Below are 19,145 nucleotides of genomic sequence, written 5' to 3'. Positions count from 1 at the left end.
ATGACGCCTCATCTGATCGTGACCGATCTGGATCGAACGCTGCTCAACGCCGATCATGGCCTTGATGACATCACCGTTGACACCTTTCAGGCGCTCGAGCGTCAGGGCCATTCGCTGGCGATTGCCTCGGGGCGTCATTATCAGGACATTCGCGAAATCCGGCGCCAGCTCGGCGTCAATGCCCATATCATCTCGGCCAACGGGGCGCATCTGCACGGGCCGGACGATCAGCTGATTCACGAAATTCTGGTGCCGGCGGATATCGTGCGCACGCTTTTGGAAATGGATGTGCCGGGCGAGGTGCGCATCAATCTTTATACCAGTGACCGCTGGCTGATCGATGCCCCCGAGCCGAAACTTCTGGCCTTTCATGAAAGCACGGGCTTTACCTATGACGTGGTCGACATGGCCGGGGTGGATGGTCAGCAGGTCGGCAAGCTGCTCTTTATCGGCGACCCTTCGCTGCTCAAGGCGATCGAGACGCGCGTTCGCGCCCACTTCGAGGATCGTACCCACATCACCTATTCCCTTGAGAACTCGCTGGAGGTGATGGACCGGGAGGCCTCCAAGGGGCAGATGCTCAACCGTCTGGCGGCACAGCTTGATATCCCGATATCGCGCACTGTCACCTTTGGTGACAACCTCAATGACACGGATATGCTGCAAAACGCCGGCCGCGCCTTTGCGATGGGCAATGCCCACCCCGAGCTTTTGACCCGCGCCCCCAATGCCGAGCTGATCATGGCGCACACCGAAGCCGGTGTTGCCATCAAGCTGCGCGAGCTGTTTGCGCTTTAAAAAAATGACCCGGCCGAAAGGCCGGGTATCGATGATGCTTGAGGCGGTCGGTCTCAAGCGTTGTCGGCCTTCCCCTTATTGGCCTTGCCATCATCCACACGCTTCATCTGCTGCCAGAGCTGGCGGCGCAGGTCGGACAGTTTCGGAGCACGATCATCCTCGAAGGGGAGCGGGCGCAGCATTTTGAGAGTGCGGATGCCCAGTCGCGCGGTCAGAAGGCCGCTGGCCATGCCCTGACCGGCCCGGCTGGAAAGACGGCTGGCCAGGTTCATCGACAAAAGATCCATGCTCACCTCGGTGGCCAGCTCGCTGGCGCCGGCAAAGGCCATGTTGGCCAGTACGGCGCGAAACAGGCGCAGGCGACTGGCATAGCCCAGCTCCAGGCCGTATAGCGCGGCCAGACGGTCGATCATGCGCAGGTTGCGCCAGGCCATCAGTCCCATGTCGATCAGCGTGACGGGGCTGATGGCCACCAGCAGGGCCGTTTCGCTCGACATGCGGGTGATCAGCTGGCGGGCGCTGGCATCCCGCGGGGCCAGCACGTAGTGGTTGAAAAGATCCCGGGTTTCGCGAGCGTTGTGATGGGTCTGGCGGGCGTTCAGAAAGTCCTGCCAGTGCGGGTCACGATCTCCCAGCCCCATCTGCTGGCGCAGCCGGTTGCACAGACCCTGCATGCGATCACCATCCATCTGCGTGTCCATGATGTGGGTATCGATGTCTTCTCGCAGACGCGCGTGTCGGCGCAGCCGTTTGAGCCGAAAGAGTTCCCGGGTCAGTGATGTGCCGGCCAGCGTCACCACACCCAGCCCCAGAACGCTCCAGGCGCCGCTGATCCAGTCGCCGCCAAACCAGGCGTTCTGGAAGGTCTCGACGGCCTGAACGCCGCCCATGATCAGCGTGCCCGCCAGAACGCTCAAAAGACCCCAGCGGCGCTTTTTGGGTTTCGCCAGCGCATGATCAAGAGCGTTGTCGACCTGCTCGGGCGGCGCATTTTCCTCGAGCGGGTGATGCACGCTGTCGAGTTGATAGCGCGCGCCGGGTGCCGGGTCCACTGGTATAAAATGCTGCTCGAAGACAGGCGCCTCGGAGGTGGGCTCGGCCGTGGTCGTGGCCTCATCGCGAACATCAAAGCGTTTGCCGGGTCGTGGATCGTTCATCGCAGCTTGTCTCCCAGTAGCCAGTCCAGCGCACTGTCCATGCGAATGTGGGGCAGGGCTTCCCCGGCGGCCTGAGTCGCCGGCTTGAAGGCTGTAAAATCAAATCCCTGACGCTGCCAGAAATCGGCATCCGGCAGGCGCGGCGGCACTTCACCCGGAAACATCAGAACTTCTTCGCCTGACTCGGTCGTGCCCTTGAGCGCCGGATGACGCTTGCCGTCGTGTTCGACCGTACGGGCCTGCGTGGCACGGATGGCGGCCAGCGACAGTGACTTGACCGGCACGTCGGCGTAGCGCAGATCCCGCAGCGGTTCGGCCATCAGCGCCTCAACCAGTGACAGCAGGTTGTCATGCTGCTCGGGGGTGACGTGGTCGGCCTTGGTGGCGGCAATGGCCAGCCGGTCGATGCGCGGATTGAACAGACGTGACATCAGGCTGCGGCTGCCGTAGTCAAAGCTTTGCATCAATGTGGCGATGGCGCGGCGCAGATCGTCAAAAACGTCGGGTCCGGCATTGAGCGCCGAGAGGACATCCACCAGCACGATCTGGCGGTCAAAACGGCGAAAGTGCTGGCGGTAGAAGGGGCCGATGACCGTGCGCTTGTAGTGCTCAAAGCGTCGGGCCAATGTTTGATAGTTGCTGTCGGGGGGAAGCTCGGCAAGCCGCGCCGGGTCGCCGAGCTGTTCCAGCGGCCACGGAAAGAACTGCAGGACCGGGGCGCCATCCAGCTCGCCGGGCAGCAGAAAACGCCCCGGTTGCACCCAGGTGTAGCCGCCTTCATTGCGGGCGCTGTTGAGCGAACGGGCATATTCGGCGCTGATATCGGCCAGCTGCTGCTCGTCGGCAGTGGCTGCCGGGTCGAGCGTGCTGACCTGCGCCAAAAAGGCTTCGGCAAAGCGGCGCCGGCGCCCGGTCAATTGGGTGCCAAGGGCTTCACACCACTGCTGATAGCTCTGGCGCAGCATGGGCAGATCCAGCAGCCACTCGCCGGGATAGTCGATCAGATCCAGCGTCAGGGTGCGCTGCTCGCCCAGAAAATGACGGCTGTTGGTACGGCTTTTGTAGCGGATCAGCAGGCGAAGCTCGCTGATGCCCCGGGTTGGCGAGGGCCAGTCGGGCGGCGTGCCCTCGAGCGACGCCAGGGCCTGGTCATAGGGAAAGCGGGGCACGGACAGGTCCGGCTGACTCTGGCGCTGGGCGCCCAGCAGTCTGCCTTCGCGGGCGCAGCTCATCATGTCCAGGCGTGCATCAAGACCTGCATGGCGCAGCTGATTGACCAGCGAGGTCAAAAAGGCGGTCTTGCCGGCGCGCGACAGGCCCGTGACCGCCAGGCGCACCTGCCGATCAAGGCTGCGTTCGAGCCAGTCACCGGCATAACCGGGCAGCGATAGCGGCATGGTTGTCCTTGTTCACGATCATTATTAAATGGTGGGTCTCGATTGTAGCGAATTGCATGTTATAGCGCCTGAAAGCAATGTGATTGGTAACATGGCACACAACGTCTATAGTCTATTCAGCGCTGTACGTTGCATGCAGCCTCCCCGGCCGGGGCAAGGGCATAACATTCAAGCAAGGTGGTTATCAGGGAGAAGACCATGAGCATTATTCTTTGGCTGATCATTGGCGGTCTGGCTGGCTGGATTGCCGGCAAGATCATGCGCGGTGGCGGCTTCGGTATCCTGGGCAATATTATCGTGGGTATCGTGGGTGCCGTACTGGGTGGTGCCATCTTCAGCATGCTGGGTATCGGTTCCAACAACATCATTGGATCACTGGTGGTGGCGGTTATCGGCTCAGTGATCCTGCTGTGGCTGGTGTCCCTGATCAAGGGCAAGGGTAACGGCAAGGTCTGAACCTGCCCCGTTAATCCTCCCTGCGACGCCCGGCCATGCCGGGCGTCGTTGTTTGTGTGGTCGTTGTCCGTGTCAAAAATCCCGCGTTGAACCAGCATGATCCGCCATCGCTGACGCCATTATGTGAGCTTTTTCATCAGATGCGCTTCTGATCGCCTCGAACCGTTCGCCGGTCAATATCGATCAATTCGACCCACCCTTGATGCCAGATTCCCCTGGCCGCCATCAATTATGTTAAATCCGACTTGCGGCCTGCCTTGAAGCTGTCAGCAGGGTGGAGAGATGACGGTTACATCAGATGCTCATGGATTTGAAAGGGCGCAGGTATCGAATTTCGGGCCAAAAGCTTTCACAGGATAAGTTCTGACAACATGACCGGTAATTGTTTTTTTCAGAGGGCAAAATTTATCTACGCTTAAGGGCCGCAAGACGTCACGAATAATGGAATGGTCAGTTTCCTGACAAGCTGATCACAGGTAGTCGGGCGTTTTTGTGAGGCGCCGCCGATGGACAGGCAGGCCGGCAGCGATTCACTGCCGAATTTGATAAGGAGAAGATACCGTGGCAAATAATCCCTATAGCGCGTCTAACAATGACGGTCCGCACGACACTGATTTCAAGACCAGTGATCAAAGCAAGAATGAAAGCCTTGAGCAGTTTCGCAACGATGCTGAAGGCCATGACCTGCGTACCAATAACGGCGTACGCATTGCCGACAACCACAACTCCCTGAAGGCAGGTGAGCGTGGTCCGACGCTGATGGAAGACTTCATCTTCCGCGAGAAGATGAACCACTTTGACCATGAGCGTATCCCTGAGCGTATCGTGCATGCCCGCGGCGCCGCCGCGCACGGTGTGTTCGAGGCCTACCCGGAAGCCGAGCAGTATTCAAAGGCAGCGGTATTCAAGGCCGGCAAGCAGACGCCGACCTTTGTACGCTTTTCCACCGTGCAGGGCTCGCGCGGCTCCAACGATACCGTGCGTGACGTGCGTGGCTTCGCCACCAAGTTTTATACCGAAGAGGGCAACTGGGATCTGGTTGGCAACGACATGCCAATCTTTTTCATCCAGGACGCCATCAAGTTTCCCGACTTCGTGCACGCTGTAAAGCCCGAGCCGCACAACGAGATTCCGCAGGGTCAGTCGGCGCACGATACCTTCTGGGATTTTGTTTCCCTGATGCCGGAGTCGGCGGCCATGGTGCTGTGGACCATGTCCGATCGCGCTTTTCCGCGCAGCTATCGTTCCATGGAAGGTTTCGGGATTCATACTTTCCGACTGGTCGACAAGCAGGGCAAGTCGCGCTTTGTGAAGTTTCACTGGAAGCCGCTGGCAGGCACCTACTCCTTTATCTGGGACGAGGCGCAGCTGCTGTGGGGCCGTGATCCGGACTTCAACCGTCGCGAGATGGCCACCGATATCAGCAACGGTGACTATCTTGAGTGGGAACTGTGCGCCCAGATCATCGAGGAAGAAGACGAGCACAAGTTCGACTTCGACATTCTGGACGCGACCAAACTGATTCCCGAAGAGATCGTGCCGGTCACACCGTTGGGCAAGCTGACGCTCAACCGTAACCCGGACAACTACTTCGCCGAGACCGAGCAGGTCGCGTTTAATCCGGGACACATCGTGCCGGGGATCGACTTTACCAACGATCCGCTGCTGCAGGGTCGTCTGTTCTCCTATCTCGATACCCAGATGCTTCGCCTGGGCGGGCCGAACTTCAAGGAGATCCCGATCAACCGTCCGGTTACGCCGGTGCATAACAATCAGCGTGACAGCTTCCATCGCATGACGATCAACAAGGGTCAGGCTTCCTACGAGCCCAACTCGATTGACGACGGCTGGCCGCGTGAAACGCCACCGGCGGCGGAAAACGGTGGGTTCGAATCGGTTAACGAGCGCGTGGATGCCCACAAGGTTCGCGCTCGTAGTGCCTCTTTTGCCGATCACTACTCGCAGGCCACGCTGTTCTGGAACAGCCAGACGGATGTGGAAAAGGAGCACATCGTTCAGGCCTATGCCTTCGAGCTGTCCAAGGTCGAACGCCCGTGGATTCGTGAGCGCGTGATCCAGCAGATCCTGCCCAACATCGATCTGGACCTGGCCCGTCGTGTCGGTGAGATTCACGGCATCGAGGCACCGACAGAAAAGCCGGCTTCGGCAGAAGAGCTGGGCAAGAGCACGCTGACCGAGTCGCCCTCGCTGAGTCTGATGGCGCGTCTGCCCGGTAATATCAAATACCGCAAGGTGGCCATTCTGGTTGCCGACGGGGTGGATCTTGACCAGGTCACGGCGCTGCAGTCGAAGCTCAAGGCCGAAGGCGCGCAGGGCATGATCATTGCGCCGACCATGGCGCCGGTAAAAGCCAGCAACGGCAATACCATTACGCCGGATGCCATGCTCAACGGTCTGCCGTCGGTCACCATGGATGCGGTACTGATTGCCGGCGGCGCGCAGAGCATTGAAACGCTCAAGGCCAGCGGTCAGGGTCGCTACTATCCGCAGGAAGCCTGGAAGCACCTGAAGGTGATCGGCGCCGTAGGCGAGGGCAAGGATCTTCTTGAGGCCGCCAACATCAAGATGGATGAAGGCGTGCTGACCGGTGATAGTGTCGATGCCATCTTTGACGACTTTAAAAAGGCACTGGGTCAGCATCGAGTGTGGAGCCGTAATCCGGAGGCCAACACTCAGCCGGCCTGATACTGCTGCTGAAACAGACAGTGTCATGACTGAAAACCCCGGCCATGCCGGGGTTTTTCATATCATGGGCCGTATTAACATATTATGACCATCCGGAGTGGACGTTCGCGTGCGAGCTGCGTATGTTGCTTGCCAAACCGGCATCTGTCAGTCATCTGCCAAAAGGCATGGCGGATTTGCCCCGCTTACGTCAGTGCTTTGAGTGGATATCATGGCCTCTTCCAAAGAGCGATTTATCGGACTTGAGTGGCTGAGATTCTTTCTCGGTCTCTACATCGTCATCTTTCATACCCTGCATAACTACCCGTCCATCAGAAGCTGGTCGGGCTATGTCACGGATCTGGGGTTTTTCTCGACCAGTACCTTTTTTATCCTGTCGGGCTTTTTGCTGGCGCATGTGTATCTCAACGACCAGCGCGAGATGCGCGAGCCGGCCAAAAGCTTTTTGACCAAGCGGTTTGCCAATCTGTATCCGATCCATATCGGCTCCTGTCTGCTGGCCATGGCGGTATCGGCAGGCGTTGGCTATCTGGCCCTGACAGCCCAGGATGCCGGCACCTCGCTTCGCTTTGTGCTCTATGACGTCAACAACGACACCGGTATCGTCAACCCCGAGGCGCTGCGCCACACCATGGGTGACGTGGAGCTCTGGTTCAATGTGGTGCTCAATGTGTTCATGCTGCACGCATGGAACCCCTACTATCTGACGTTCAATCCGCCGTCCTGGTCGATCTCGGCGCTGTTTTTCTTCTATCTGACCTTTCCCTTCATCGCGCCCCGGCTGATGAAGATCAAAAGAACGCGGCTGGCCATTTTGATGACCAACCTGATCTATCTGGTGCCGCCGCTGATCGTGATCGCTTTCACGCCTTTTGATATGCCGGAAACGGGAATTTTGCATCGTAATCCGATCATTCGACTGCCCGAATTCATTGCCGGCATTTTGCTGTGCGCCTTTTACATGCAGCAAAAAAAGGCCGGCAGGCTACTTGAGCTGCGCGGCAAGCTCTTGCTGGCGCTCTATATCGCAGTGTGCTGTCTGGTCGCCACCTGGCTGCTCGAGCAGGGCAGAGCCTGGTACTACCTCTTGCACAACGGGTTGCTGCTGACTGCTGAAATGGCACTGATCTATCTGTGCGTGCACATTCCCACGCCCGGCAGCGAGCGACTGACCAAATTTGCCGGACGTCTTGGCGGGGCATCGCTGCCCATGTTTGCCCTGCATGTGCCGCTTTATGTCATCTTCACTCGAAGCGAGCAGATTCTGAAGGGCGAGCCGTCCCTGTGTGCTGACAATCTGCGCCTGTGTCTGGCGGCGGCCGGTGAGATCTCCATATGGCTTTATCCGGTTTATCTGCTGATGACCGTGATTCTTTGCGTTCTCTTTCAGGAGCAGTTTGTCGTACGTATTCGCCGCTGGATTCTAAGCTGGATGCTGCCCTCGGCCCCTGCGCGCCAAAAGACACATGCCGAGCGAATGGCCGACCCGCGCGAACCCCGCTGAGACAAGGGGGCGGTTCAGGTACAATGACGACCGCCCCCGCAATGGCGTGACCGAACATCTGTTCCATGAGGTATTTTTTGAAAGAGAGCCTGCAGATCTGGTGCGCCCAGCGTCTGGCCAGCCATGGCTGGCATCGTGAGGTGCCGCCCGAGCGTGCCATGAGCGTTCCCCGTGCCCTTGCCCGACTTCGCAGCATGGACATCGAGGAGCCCGGTGCTCTGGGGTGGCAGATGGTAGGGCGCCTTGACCAGGCGCAACGTGACGAGGCCGTCACCATGCTGGTGCTGGCGTTCAACGCGCAGTGGCTGGATGAACAGACCCTGTCACAGTGGCTGACCTGGCTTCAGGGAGAGACCTCGCAGCCGCCCTGGCCCGATCAGGGTGACAGCGCGATCTGGCGTGCTCGCGCCCCCTTTGCCCCCGTCATGATCGACAGTCTGGAAGCGGCCGGCCTGGAGCGCGAACGTACCGCTCATTTTCTGCGCGAGGTCTGGTCCGTTCACGAGCGTGATGAGCTCATCCGCATGCTGCTGTGGCTGGCAGGGCAGGGCCATCGTCACGGCTGGGAACTCGATTACCTTCGATTTGAAACCATGACCCCGGCGCAGCGACTGCAGTGGCATGCCCGCATGGCGCCGCAGGCGACCTACGCCGCCACGCTCGAGGCGCTGGTGGTTCAGGAGCATCCACGGGATGTGGCGGCATGGGACTGGCTGCGTCTGGTCGATCTGGCCTGGGCCGGCATGGCCATGGGCTGGCTTGATCAGGACGAGGCCAGAGGCTTTGCCGCACACGGTGTGGATCTTCTGACGCGTCGGTATCAAAGCTGGCATGAGGTGGCGCTGGCCTGGCAGCGTGGGCGCAGTCTGCATGAAGGGCTCGATCTGATGGAGAACTTCACGGTCGACTGGCAACTGCTGCTTGAAGCGCCTGACAGCCCCTGGCAGCGACCGCTGCATCAGCTGCTTGATGACGACCTTCGTGAACGCTCCCGGGCGATGATTCGCGGCCTTCGCAGCAGTGCACGTCACTGGGCGCTGGCAGTGGCCTCCGTCAGGGAGTCGGATCTGCTGTATCGCCAGTACATGGCGCCCGGTGCAAGCGATGAGCAGCGCCGGCTGAGTCGGGAATATCTCGACGACATTCTGGACTGGCGACCGGAGGAGGGCGTGGCTGGGCTGTCACGCTTCTGGATGCCGGGGCAGGTGCATCATCTTAATCAGCTGGCCTCCGATGCGCTGCATGGCAGGCTGCCGGAGGCTTCGACCCCCTTTGGCACGCCGTCTTCCGAGCTACTGGCCTATCGTCAGCAGCTGGCAGGCTGCGCGTCGGTTTCTGCCACGATCATCATGGCTGAAAAATATGCCTTTCATCTCCAGATGTTTGAAAGCGCTGAATATGGCGACACCGAGCTGCTGGCGCGCTGTCATACGCGGCTTGCCGCCATGCTGGATCGTCACTATCTCAGCGTGGATGCCCTGCTGGAGGCCTGGGTGCGCTGGGAGCAGACCCTGCCCGAAGACAGTACGCAGGAGTCGCTGGTCGAGGATATCGAGTGGCATCGCAACGATCCCGGTAGCCCCTTTCACTGGCTAACAGCCCCCGGCGGCTTTCAGAGGGAGCCGGGCACGCGCCCCTCGCTGTCGCGCTTTACGGCGCTTGCGCTATCAGGGCCACTCAACGCTGCGCTGTGGGGCGAGCCTGAAAGACAGTATGGCGTACAGGCCACCGAGATCCGGGAATGGCTGGATAGCCACTACGGACTCACTGGCACCGCGCCACTGATTCGCTTTCTCGATTTTCTGGTCGAGGCCGGGGACCGACAGGAGTATTTGATCAACTACGGGCCTTACACGCTGAATCAGCGTCGGCTGCGTCAGGAAATTGCCGTGCTGGAGTCTGCCAACTGCAGTGAGGATGAAAGGGTTCATCTGGAAAGACTGCGTCGCGTTTTGAAAAACGACCATCAGTGTAATGACATCGACATGGCGGCATGGGATATCGCCCAGGTGGTGGATCTTGCCGCTGCCGGGCGGCAGCTGGGCTGGCTGAGTGCGGAAAAGCTTCACCACTACCTCGATCAGGCGCTGGCGCTGGCCTCACGCCACTACAGCGACTGGTGGGCCTACGGCAAGGGAATGCTGGCAGGCTATAGCTTTTTCATGGTCGACACCCCCGAGCGTGATCATTTTCTGGCGGAATTCAATCAGGCCATGACGGCCTGGCAGACGGGTCTGCCGCCACTGGCCGGCAGCTGGGCCAGCCTTGATTTCCCGGGTGCGCAGCCACGGCGATGGCCGCCGCTTCATGCCGACACGCTTCCGGGCGACGCTCGCATCCTGCACTAGCACAGTAATTAGTAATCACCAGTGTTGTTTTGTTACCTTTGCATGAATTTCGATTAATACTTTGGTCATAGCGAAGGTGGTTTGATTAATTTTTAATACTCGCCACACCTGATCAAATTCCTTAACATCCTGAAGGCGTTGTTTTTGACGCCTTTCCCTATCTGTTACACGATGCTTTCAGGATGCTTCCAGTGCTCAATCAACAAAAAGGGCCGTATTCATGCGGCGAATAATCATGGGTAGTCTGGTTTGTCTTGCGCTGGGAGGATGTGCCGCCTCTCAGCCCGGTTCACAGGATGGCGCCAGGGATATGGCCATGCTTTCGCTTTCGACGGTGAAAACGTCGAAAGCGAAAGCCGGAAAAAATGTCCGACAGACATCACACTATGACTATATCTCTCCCGAGGACGCTTATCCGGTCGATATCGAAGCCGCGCTCATGGCCGAGTTTGATACCTGGCAGGGCACGCCTTATCGATTCGGCGGCGAAAGCAGCAATGGCATCGACTGTTCAGCGCTGGTGCAACAGGTTTTCCGGGACAGCTTCAACTTTGATCTGCCGCGGACCACGGCCGGTCAGGTGCTGACCGGTCGCCGCATCGAAAAAACGGCGCTCAAGGCCGGTGATCTGGTCTTTTTCAGGCCCTGGCGCGGCGATCGCCACGTTGGTATCTATGTGGGTGATGGTCGCTTCATGCACGCCTCAAGCTCAAGGGGCGTGAAGATCTCCCGGCTGGATAATCCCTACTGGAGCCGACATTACTGGCAGTCCCGCCGAGCGCTGGATGCCAATGCGCTTGCCATGCGCACGCCCTGAAGATTTTCAAGCGGGCCGATACGAAAGGGTATCGGCCCGTTCTGCTTTTGCCTTTTGGCAACGACACGGTATGCCTCACTTCGATACGCCTGCTTTTAACCCCCCGCCGTTTAATCGACTTCGCCTGATCCACCGGTACACGTCGCTGCCTCGATATTTCCGAGCTGCCTTTTCTTGTACAAGACATGAAAAAATGTTGTACGATTACAGGCGCAAACGGCTGGCACGGATGCCGGCCCGACAACGGACTTCAGGATTTATCAGGTATGGATACCCAATGTTCAAGCTTTTCGGTGTGCGGCACTGAAGCGATTTCCTTTCCGTTCTTGTCGGCAGCGTCTGATGATGATGGATGCGCGTCTCAATCACTTGACGAGCTGTCGTGTGATCATGACCTGACGCTGCTGGACATGGCGCCTCATCATCGGGTGCTGGACATGTACGGCTCCGGGCAGCGGCGCATGCATCTGATTGCCAACGCACTGGATGAGCGTGGTGAACTGGTGGCCAATATCATGGGCGCGCTGTCACTTGAAAGCGCAGCCCTTCGGCAAACGCCTGACAATGTGACCATGGCGCGTCTGGATGATGATCGCCTGTCTCCGGAAGAGATGGGGTCCTTCGATCGCGTGTTGCTCGATATCCCTGCCCTGATCGGACGACACCTGTCGGCCCGACAGCGTTCTGAACGGCTGGTATCACTGCTGCTTCGCGCCATCAGCCTGTGCCGCAACGGCGGGCATGTCGTGTACATCACACATGGTCATCTGGCCCACGACAATGAAATGGTCATCGATCAGGTGATCAATGATGCCCACAAGGGCGTTGCTCTGGGCGACATTGATCTGGTCGGGGTGGATGGGCGTCCGGGTAATACCTGCTGCGGTGGGCAGCAGCTCGATCCCAGAATTGCCAGAACGCTGCATGTTGCAGGTGGCATGAGCCGCGATGATCGCTATCTGGCCATATTGAAATGCGGTCACTCCTGATCCGGCACCATCAATGTTGATCGGCATCGACGCCGGTACACCCCAGCACTACAATGACGCCTCTTTTGCCTTCGGGGCCGGGGATGTCTTTTTTCACCTTTCGCCTGCGTCACGTTTGTTGTTATCTCGCAACATGGCTGGCGCATCAGCTTGTGGCCTTGCGCATCTTACCGGCAGGGCTTGCCCTTGTGGCTATTGCGCTGGTCCTGGTCACAATTCCTCTGCTGTATACCCATCAGCTTCTTGCGGCGGCGCTTTGTGTGATGTCGTATCGCCTGATGAGCGTGCTTTCAGGCTGTGTATCGAAAGCGCTGGGCCATTCTGACGCAAGACAGCGCTACCTTCGCCCGTTCATGGAAGTCATTCTGATCCTGTCGGTCATGGCTGGATTGTCACTGTCCTCACCCGAGCGGCTTTTATGGCCCGCACTGGCTCTGGTCGTGGTCGTGCTGGTGTTTGATCTGGAAAGACGGCTGGTAGTGCTGCTTCAAAAGGCGCAAGGCATTGTTGCCAGAGAAGGACATCTTGAGCGGGTGATCGACGTGATTACGGGGAGTGCAGGGCGCACGCTGCTTTTGATAGCGGCCTGCTACCGGCCACAGAGCTTTTTCTGGAGCGGATTCGCATTTGCAGGCTTGTGTTGTCTGGTGCTGGTCTGGAGGCTGGTGTCCAACTACCGGCGACTGAAAATATCGACGGAACCACCCGCTTCACCGATGCCGGTTGACCGGGAAGCGCCTGTCGAAGTATCAACATCGCAACCACGGGCATAACGACAAGGCGGACATAAAAAAGGCAGCCCGTTGGCTGCCTTTTTAAACATTGATCATTGGTGGTCAGTGCTCGTGACCGCCTTCGCCGTGTACATGGCCGTGCTCGAGTTCTTCGGCACTGGCTTCACGTACGGATTCGACGCTGACGTCAAAGTTCAGGGTCTCGCCGGCCAGCGGATGGTTGCCGTCAACGGTAACCGTATCACCTTCGAGCTTGGTGACGGTGACCAGCAGCGGGCCGCCTTCGGTCTGCGCCTGAAACTGCATGCCGGGCTGAATGTCTTCTACGCCCTGGAAGGCATCGCGCGGTACTTCCTGCACCAGAGAGGGCTGGACTTCGCCATAGCCTTCGCCGGGTTCAACGCGCGCCTGAAGGCTGTCACCTGTCGTCTTGCCCGACAGTTCCTTCTCCAGACCGGGAATGATGTTGCCGGAACCGTGCAGATAGGAAAGCGGATCACGACCTTCAGAGCTGTCGAGTACTTCACCGGAATCGTTTTTCAGAGTGTAGTGAAACGATACGACCTTGTTCTCTTCGATCTGCATGATAAGGGTCCTTTGCGTCGGTACGTGTTGGTTGCTCTTGAACTGTCGGGGCATCGTCTTCATTAATGCGTGCCGACGTGCTGACACATGAGATGGCGACGGCCATATATTTTTCAACCCCGGGCAGGCCATCAATCGCGCTTTTTTTACGATATCATGCCAGCATGGTGTCGGCTTGCAGGCATGGCGGCATCATGACGGCCCGGCAAGGCAGATATCGTGCCCCGGTGCACAACTGAATTATAGACCTTCAAATACTCGCGCAGGAGAGCTTATGACCATTGCTGTCATCTGGATTGTTATCTTTGCCATTGCCGCGGCGCTGGCCTGGAAGAGCTGGGAAAGCGGCTTTGGTAAACTGGTCAAGCGGTGGGTGCCCGACATTCTGCTGATTGATGATGAGCAGGCCAATCGTATTACCTGGTGTGTCGTGGCAGGTGTGCTGTTTGCCACGCTGATGACCAACCCGGCCTCCATGCTGCTGACCGTGGCAATGATCGCACTGATCGCCTTGATCGTACGAGCGGTGATTCGCTTTGCGCTGAGCAAGGTGCACTGAAAGCGTTTGAGCCTTCAAGCGATCGCTCGGATCGATGAGGCGCTTTCAAATGAATGCCATCAAAAAGGGCTCCCTCGGGAGCCCTTTTTGACGTTCAATACGCCAATTCCAGCATCGCCATAAAAGCGCTCAGCGAGAGATATGCTGGTACTCGCCCGCATCGCTGGTGGCCCGGCTGACCAGAACAATGGCAATAAACGAGGCGATAAAGCCGGGGATGATTTCATAGATCCCGTCGCCGCCCAGAAACGCTGCGTTCCAGCCCAGTGCAATCCAGATCATGACGGTGACCGCACCCACGACCATGCCTGCAATGGCGCCGGTACCGTTGGTGCGCGACCACATCAATGACAGCAGAATCACCGGACCGAAGGCGGCACCAAAGCCTGCCCAGGCGTTGCTCACCAGTCCCAGCACCTGAGAGTTCGGATCAGAGGCGATGATCGCGGCTACCACGCCTACCAGCAGAACACTGACGCGACCGACCGTGACGACTTCCTTCTCCGTTGCCTGCTTGCGCAAAAACAGGCGATAGAAGTCTTCTGTCAGCGACGAGGAGGCCACCAGCAGCTGGCTGGAAATGGTGCTCATGACCGCCGCCAGCAGGGCCGCATAAAGAAAGCCCGTGATCAGCGGATGGAACAAAAGGTTGGCCAGAATAATAAAGATCGTTTCCGGGTCCTGAATGTCCATGCCGTTGCGAACCGCGTAGGCGCGCCCGAACAGACCCAGCGAGACGGCCCCGATCATGGAGATCAGCATCCAGCTCATGCCGATGTTGCGCGCCGTGGGCACATCCTTGAGCGAGCGTATGGCCATGAAACGCACGATGATGTGCGGCTGCCCAAAATAGCCAAGCCCCCAGGTGATCGCGGAAAGCCACCCGATAAACGTCAGTCCGTCCGTCCAGGACAGCAGGGTGGGATCGACCTCATTGAGCGTCTGCGAGGCCTGGGCAAAACCGCCACCGCCTTCGCCGAAGAGCACCACGGCCGGCATGATCACCAGTGCCAGCATCATGATGCAGCCCTGCACGAAGTCCGTCAGGCTCACCGCCAGAAAGCCACCGACCACGGTGTAGACCAGTACCACGCCCAGCGTAATGATCACACCCGAGGCGTAATCGCTCGCCCCGCCGATGCTGACCATCCCCGAAAAGGCGCTCTGGAACAGCTTGCCGCCGGCCACCAGCCCGGACGCCGTGTAGATGGCAAAAAAGACCACGATGACGATGGCAGAGACCACCCTTAGCGACATGGCGCGGGTCGGAAAGCGATTGGCCAGAAAGGCGGGAATGGTAATGGCGTTGCCGTAGTGGACCGTTTGTTCACGAAGACGCGGTGCGACCAGAAGCCAGTTGAAAAAGGCCCCCAGCAGCAATCCAACGCCGATCCACGCCGACCCCAGACCGGAGGCAAACATCGCCCCGGGCAGGCCCAGCAGCAGCCAGCCGCTCATGTCCGAGGCACCCGCCGACAGCGCCGCCACTTTCGGGCTGAGCGTGCGACCGCCCAGCATATAGTCCTCGGAGGTCGAGGTCGCAGTGCGCATGGCATACAGGCCGATACCGACCATGAGCGCGAAATAAGCAAAAAGGCTGATCCAGACACCGATAGCCATAAATTTCTCCTGTGTTCTGATTATTGGGCCGGAAGGTTTCCTGCAGGTGTCATGAGCAGGGCGCGAGCGAATGGGAAACCCTTTTTGACGTTGTTTTCAACCACAAATGGCCTCCCATCGCTCGTTGTCATCATGATGTGTGGATCAATCGTCTCCCATGGCCAGCAGGGACGCATTGCCCCCCAGTGCGGCCGTATTGATGGTGCGCGTTTTCTCGTTGACAAAGCGCAGCAGATAGTGAGGCCCGCCGGCCTTGGGCCCGGTGCCTGAAAATCCTTGCCCGCCAAAGGGTTGAACGCCCACCACGGCCCCTATGATATTACGATTGACGTAGACATTGCCGACCCGGATGCGACGGGCCACGCGATTGGCGAAGGTCTCGTTGCGGCTGTGTACGCCAAAGGTCAGACCGTAGCCGCGCTCGTTGATGGTGTCGATCACCGCATCGATGTCGGCCGCCCTGAAGGTCGCGACGTGCAAAATGGGGCCAAATTGCTCGGTCTCCAGCGCATCGATGCCATCGATTTTAAACGCCGTCGGGGCAATGAAGGTGCCGTTGGCGGCAATGGCCGGATCAATCGCGGTCTCGGCGATCAGGCGGCCTTCACCCTTGAGCCGATCAATATGGGCCTGGAGTCCCTGTCGAGCCTCATCATCAATGACCGGGCCGACATCGGTGGCCAGCTTTGTCGGGTCACCGATATTGAGCTCGGCCATCGCCCCCTTGAGGGTGTCGATGACGCGCTCGGCGATATCTTCCTGAACGTAGAGCACGCGCAGCGCCGAACAGCGCTGGCCGGCACTCTGATAGCTCGAGGCCACCACATCCTTGACCACCTGCTCGGGCAGGGCAGTGGAGTCCACGATCATGGCGTTGAGCCCGCCGGTTTCGGCCACCAGCGTTGGCAGCGGCGCGTTGTCGCGTGCGGCCAGCGAGCGGTTGATCAGCTGCGCCGTCTGGGTGGAGCCTGTGAAGGCCACCCCGGTGATACGACGATCGCTCGAGAGCACGGCGCCGACCGTGGCGCCATCGCCTGGCAGCAGCTGTACCACCCCGCGCGGCATGCCGGCCTCATGCAGCAGTTCGACAACGCGATGCGCGACCAGCGAGGTCTGCTCTGCCGGCTTGGCCAGCACGGTGTTGCCGGTCACGGCCGCTGCCACGGTCTGGCCACAGAAGATGGCGATCGGGAAGTTCCACGGGCTGATGGTGGCAAAAACGCCCTTGCCCTGCATGATGAGCTCGTTGGACTCGCCGGTCGGCCCGGGCAGCACTGTAGGCGCCTCAAAAATGTCCCGGGCGCGGGCGGCGTAGTAGCGACAGAAATCCACCGCTTCGCGCACTTCGGCCACGCCGTCGGGCAGCAGCTTGCCGCCTTCCATGCAGCACAGGGCCATCAGTTCGGGCGTATGCTTTTCCATCAGATCGGCAAAACGTTCCAGAATGGTGGCGCGCTGCTCGACCGGCGTGTCGTTCCAGTCGGGGAAGGCCTTCCAGGCCACATCGATGGCACGTGAGGTCTCATCAGCGCTGGTCCAGCGCACCTTCCCGACGGTGCGCTGATGATCCCAGGGGCAGACGACGTCGCGAAGCTCACCGTCATTGCGGTCCAGATCGAACCCGACCAGCGGCCCGGCACGGTAATCACGCTCGAAAAAGGGCGTCATCTCGTCGATCAGCGGCTTGAACTGGCTGTTGACGTTCAGGTTGATACCCCGCGAGTTGCGTCGACCGTCGGGATAGATGTCGGCCGGCATGGGGATATTGGAATTAAAATACTGGCCCACGCCGATCAGGTTCTCGACCGGGTGAACGCAAAGCGATTCCACTGCGACACGCGGGTCGACCAGCTGATGGACAAACGAGGAGTTGGCACCGTTTTCCAGCAGGCGACGTACCAGGTAGGGCAGCAGATCCTTGTGGGCGCCCACCGGGGCATAGATGCGACACCAGGTGCCCTTCGGGGCCTGCTTGAGGGCGGCTTCGTAAAGGGCCTCGCCCATGCCGTGCAGACGCTGGAATTCGAACGCGCGATCGCCCTGATGGGCCAGGTCGATAATGGTCGCGATGGTATGGGCGTTGTGGGTGGCAAACTGAGGGAAGAGGCGACCACGCGTGTTGTCGGAGAGCAGATAGGTCGCGCAGGCCAGATAGGAGACATCCGTGCAGGCCTTGCGGGTGAACACCGGGTAGCCGTCAACGCCCAGCTGCTGCGACTCCTTGATCTCGCTGTCCCAGTAGGCGCCCTTGACCAGACGTACCGGAATTTCATCGTTTTGTTCATCGGCGATGCGCGTCAGCCACTGAAGCGCCGGCAGGGCACGCTTGGAGTAGGCCTGAATGACCAGGCCGAATCTGCCCCAGCCCTGACAGACATCGGCGTTGTACACCGCCTTGAAGACCTCGAGTGACAGCTCGAGCCGGTCGACTTCTTCGGCATCGATGGTCAGCGCCACATCCAGACCGCGTGCCAGCTCAACGAGCTGTTTGACGGTGACGACCAGCTCTTCGAGAACCTGCTCGCGCCGCCCGGACTCATAGCGCGGGTGCAGCGCCGAGAGCTTGATGGAAATCGAGGGGGCCGGCGTGGTCGAGGCCAGCTTCTGGCTGGTTTTACCTACGGCGCGAATGGCGCTGGTGTAGTCGTCAAAATAACGCTCGGCATCCTTTCGGGTCAGCGCCGCCTCGCCCAGCATGTCGTAGGAATAGGTGTAGCCCTTGTCGAACAAGGGCCTTGAGCGCTTGAGCGCCTCATCGATATCGCGGCCCAGCACGAACTGGCGACCCATGACCTTCATCGCCTGGCGCATCGCCTGACGAATGACCGGCTCCCCCATGCGATTGACCATGCGATTGATAAAGCCTGCCGGACGGCCGTCCTGCGGCTGATCCAGCTTGATCACGCGCCCGGTGGTCAAAAGCCCCCAGGTCGAGGCGTTGACGAACCAGGATTCACTCTGGCCGGCGTATTTCTCCCACTCCCCGACACTGAGGCGGTCCTCGATCAGGGCATCGGTCGTGGCGCTGTCGGGCACGCGCAGCAGCGCTTCTGCCAGACACATCAGCATCAGGCCTTCCTGCGTGCCCAGACTGTACTGCTGCAAAAGCTCATCGATGGAGTCCACTGCGGTGTCCATGGCGCGCACTTCACGCACCAGCGCTGCGGTGGTGTCAGCAATCCGCCTGAAATCCCCCTCATCGGTCTGTAAAAGCTCGATGAATTCTCGCATCAGATCGTTTTCGTCGACGATATAGTGATCGCTGATGCGGTCAAAAAGGGTGTCAGGGGCCTGTTGCCAGGTGCCGGCATCCAGTATCTGTTGGCTGTTGAGCATAGTGAAGTTCCTTGCCGCAAAGGACGGCCAGCGCAGGATCAAACCGCGTGGACAAATGAGGCGTCGATGGCTGGCGGTGACAAAAAAGGGATAGTGGCTTTTTTGACTTTAGGCTGTGACGCGCAGCGTCGTCTTGTCG

At 59.3% G+C, this 19,145-nt stretch carries 14 protein-coding genes; 9 read left to right on the top strand and 5 right to left on the bottom strand.

Going from position 1 to position 19,145, the window contains the following annotated elements:
- Window positions 1-798, top strand: coding sequence for a Cof-type HAD-IIB family hydrolase (locus ACXMYO_RS07255; RefSeq protein ID WP_438767819.1), 798 nt, complete (start codon window positions 1-3; stop codon window positions 796-798).
- Window positions 799-851: 53 nt separating this feature from the next.
- Here ACXMYO_RS07255 and ACXMYO_RS07250 read toward each other — a convergent pair whose 3' ends face one another.
- Both ACXMYO_RS07250 and ACXMYO_RS07245 read right to left on the bottom strand, forming a co-directional pair.
- A complete protein-coding gene (locus ACXMYO_RS07250) occupies window positions 852-1,955 on the bottom strand; it encodes a YcjF family protein (RefSeq protein ID WP_457808255.1) in 1,104 nt (367 codons plus the stop codon).
- Entirely contained in the window at window positions 1,952-3,352 is a 1,401-nt protein-coding gene (locus tag ACXMYO_RS07245; RefSeq protein WP_438767816.1) for a YcjX family protein, read from the bottom strand. Before ACXMYO_RS07245 ends, ACXMYO_RS07250 begins: the two co-directional genes overlap by 4 nt.
- A 198-nt stretch (window positions 3,353-3,550) precedes the next feature.
- On the opposite strand from ACXMYO_RS07245, the gene ACXMYO_RS07240 reads away from it, so the two are divergent.
- From ACXMYO_RS07240 to ACXMYO_RS07210, 7 genes are all read left to right on the top strand, one after another.
- Window positions 3,551-3,808 (top strand): GlsB/YeaQ/YmgE family stress response membrane protein, encoded by a 258-nt coding sequence (locus tag ACXMYO_RS07240; protein ID WP_438767815.1) that lies wholly within the window; start codon window positions 3,551-3,553, stop codon window positions 3,806-3,808.
- A 561-nt stretch (window positions 3,809-4,369) separates the two neighbouring features.
- A complete protein-coding gene (katE, locus tag ACXMYO_RS07235; RefSeq protein ID WP_438767814.1) occupies window positions 4,370-6,514 on the top strand; it encodes a catalase HPII in 2,145 nt (714 codons plus the stop codon).
- 211 nt (window positions 6,515-6,725) lie between these two features.
- On the top strand, window positions 6,726-8,018 hold the full coding sequence (locus ACXMYO_RS07230; RefSeq protein ID WP_438767813.1) for an acyltransferase family protein: 1,293 nt from the start codon (window positions 6,726-6,728) through the stop codon (window positions 8,016-8,018).
- A 65-nt stretch (window positions 8,019-8,083) separates the two neighbouring features.
- Window positions 8,084-10,366: a DUF1266 domain-containing protein gene (locus tag ACXMYO_RS07225; RefSeq protein ID WP_457808254.1), complete on the top strand. Its 2,283-nt coding sequence runs from the start codon at window positions 8,084-8,086 to the stop codon at window positions 10,364-10,366.
- A 235-nt stretch (window positions 10,367-10,601) separates the two neighbouring features.
- Window positions 10,602-11,183, top strand: coding sequence for an NlpC/P60 family protein (locus ACXMYO_RS07220; protein ID WP_457808253.1), 582 nt, complete (start codon window positions 10,602-10,604; stop codon window positions 11,181-11,183).
- Window positions 11,184-11,449: 266 nt separating this feature from the next.
- Window positions 11,450-12,172 carry a hypothetical protein gene (locus ACXMYO_RS07215; protein ID WP_438767809.1) on the top strand — a complete coding sequence of 241 codons (723 nt, stop codon included), beginning with the start codon at window positions 11,450-11,452 and terminating at the stop codon, window positions 12,170-12,172.
- Between the two features lie 83 nt (window positions 12,173-12,255).
- Window positions 12,256-12,945 carry a hypothetical protein gene (locus ACXMYO_RS07210; RefSeq protein WP_457808252.1) on the top strand — a complete coding sequence of 230 codons (690 nt, stop codon included), beginning with the start codon at window positions 12,256-12,258 and terminating at the stop codon, window positions 12,943-12,945.
- 63 nt (window positions 12,946-13,008) lie between these two features.
- On the opposite strand, the gene ACXMYO_RS07205 is transcribed toward ACXMYO_RS07210, so the two are convergent.
- Window positions 13,009-13,491, bottom strand: a complete 483-nt coding sequence (locus ACXMYO_RS07205) for an FKBP-type peptidyl-prolyl cis-trans isomerase (RefSeq protein WP_438767805.1) — start codon at window positions 13,489-13,491, stop codon at window positions 13,009-13,011.
- A gap of 274 nt (window positions 13,492-13,765) precedes the next feature.
- Between ACXMYO_RS07205 and ACXMYO_RS07200 the strand changes: the two genes are divergently transcribed.
- Entirely contained in the window at window positions 13,766-14,050 is a 285-nt protein-coding gene (locus ACXMYO_RS07200; protein WP_438767803.1) for a hypothetical protein, read from the top strand.
- Between the two features lie 129 nt (window positions 14,051-14,179).
- Here ACXMYO_RS07200 and putP read toward each other — a convergent pair whose 3' ends face one another.
- Both putP and putA read right to left on the bottom strand, forming a co-directional pair.
- Complete coding sequence (gene putP / locus ACXMYO_RS07195) at window positions 14,180-15,670, bottom strand: sodium/proline symporter PutP (RefSeq protein WP_457808251.1); 1,491 nt, start codon at window positions 15,668-15,670, stop codon at window positions 14,180-14,182.
- Between the two features lie 144 nt (window positions 15,671-15,814).
- Window positions 15,815-19,006, bottom strand: a complete 3,192-nt coding sequence (putA, locus tag ACXMYO_RS07190; protein WP_457808250.1) for a bifunctional proline dehydrogenase/L-glutamate gamma-semialdehyde dehydrogenase PutA — start codon at window positions 19,004-19,006, stop codon at window positions 15,815-15,817.
- Window positions 19,007-19,145: the final 139 nt, after the last annotated feature.

The sequence above is a fragment of the Kushneria sp. EE4 genome (genome assembly GCF_977968315.1).
This window is presented reverse-complemented; position numbering and strand designations above follow the sequence as displayed.

What these genes read in the sequence shown, in the direction of transcription:
- ACXMYO_RS07255 (WP_438767819.1), top strand. Translation starts at nt 1, where the DNA reads ATGACGCCTCATCTGATCGTGACCGATCTGGATCGAACGCTGCTCAAC.
- ACXMYO_RS07210 (WP_457808252.1), top strand. Translation starts at nt 12,256, where the DNA reads ATGTCTTTTTTCACCTTTCGCCTGCGTCACGTTTGTTGTTATCTCGCA.
- ACXMYO_RS07205 (WP_438767805.1), bottom strand. Translation starts at nt 13,491, where the DNA reads ATGCAGATCGAAGAGAACAAGGTCGTATCGTTTCACTACACTCTGAAA.
- putP (WP_457808251.1), bottom strand. Translation starts at nt 15,670, where the DNA reads ATGGCTATCGGTGTCTGGATCAGCCTTTTTGCTTATTTCGCGCTCATG.
- ACXMYO_RS07225 (WP_457808254.1), top strand. Translation starts at nt 8,084, where the DNA reads ATGAGGTATTTTTTGAAAGAGAGCCTGCAGATCTGGTGCGCCCAGCGT.
- ACXMYO_RS07245 (WP_438767816.1), bottom strand. Translation starts at nt 3,352, where the DNA reads ATGCCGCTATCGCTGCCCGGTTATGCCGGTGACTGGCTCGAACGCAGC.
- ACXMYO_RS07250 (WP_457808255.1), bottom strand. Translation starts at nt 1,955, where the DNA reads ATGAACGATCCACGACCCGGCAAACGCTTTGATGTTCGCGATGAGGCC.
- ACXMYO_RS07215 (WP_438767809.1), top strand. Translation starts at nt 11,450, where the DNA reads ATGGATACCCAATGTTCAAGCTTTTCGGTGTGCGGCACTGAAGCGATT.
- ACXMYO_RS07220 (WP_457808253.1), top strand. Translation starts at nt 10,602, where the DNA reads ATGGGTAGTCTGGTTTGTCTTGCGCTGGGAGGATGTGCCGCCTCTCAG.
- putA (WP_457808250.1), bottom strand. Translation starts at nt 19,006, where the DNA reads ATGCTCAACAGCCAACAGATACTGGATGCCGGCACCTGGCAACAGGCC.
- ACXMYO_RS07230 (WP_438767813.1), top strand. Translation starts at nt 6,726, where the DNA reads ATGGCCTCTTCCAAAGAGCGATTTATCGGACTTGAGTGGCTGAGATTC.
- ACXMYO_RS07240 (WP_438767815.1), top strand. Translation starts at nt 3,551, where the DNA reads ATGAGCATTATTCTTTGGCTGATCATTGGCGGTCTGGCTGGCTGGATT.
- ACXMYO_RS07200 (WP_438767803.1), top strand. Translation starts at nt 13,766, where the DNA reads ATGACCATTGCTGTCATCTGGATTGTTATCTTTGCCATTGCCGCGGCG.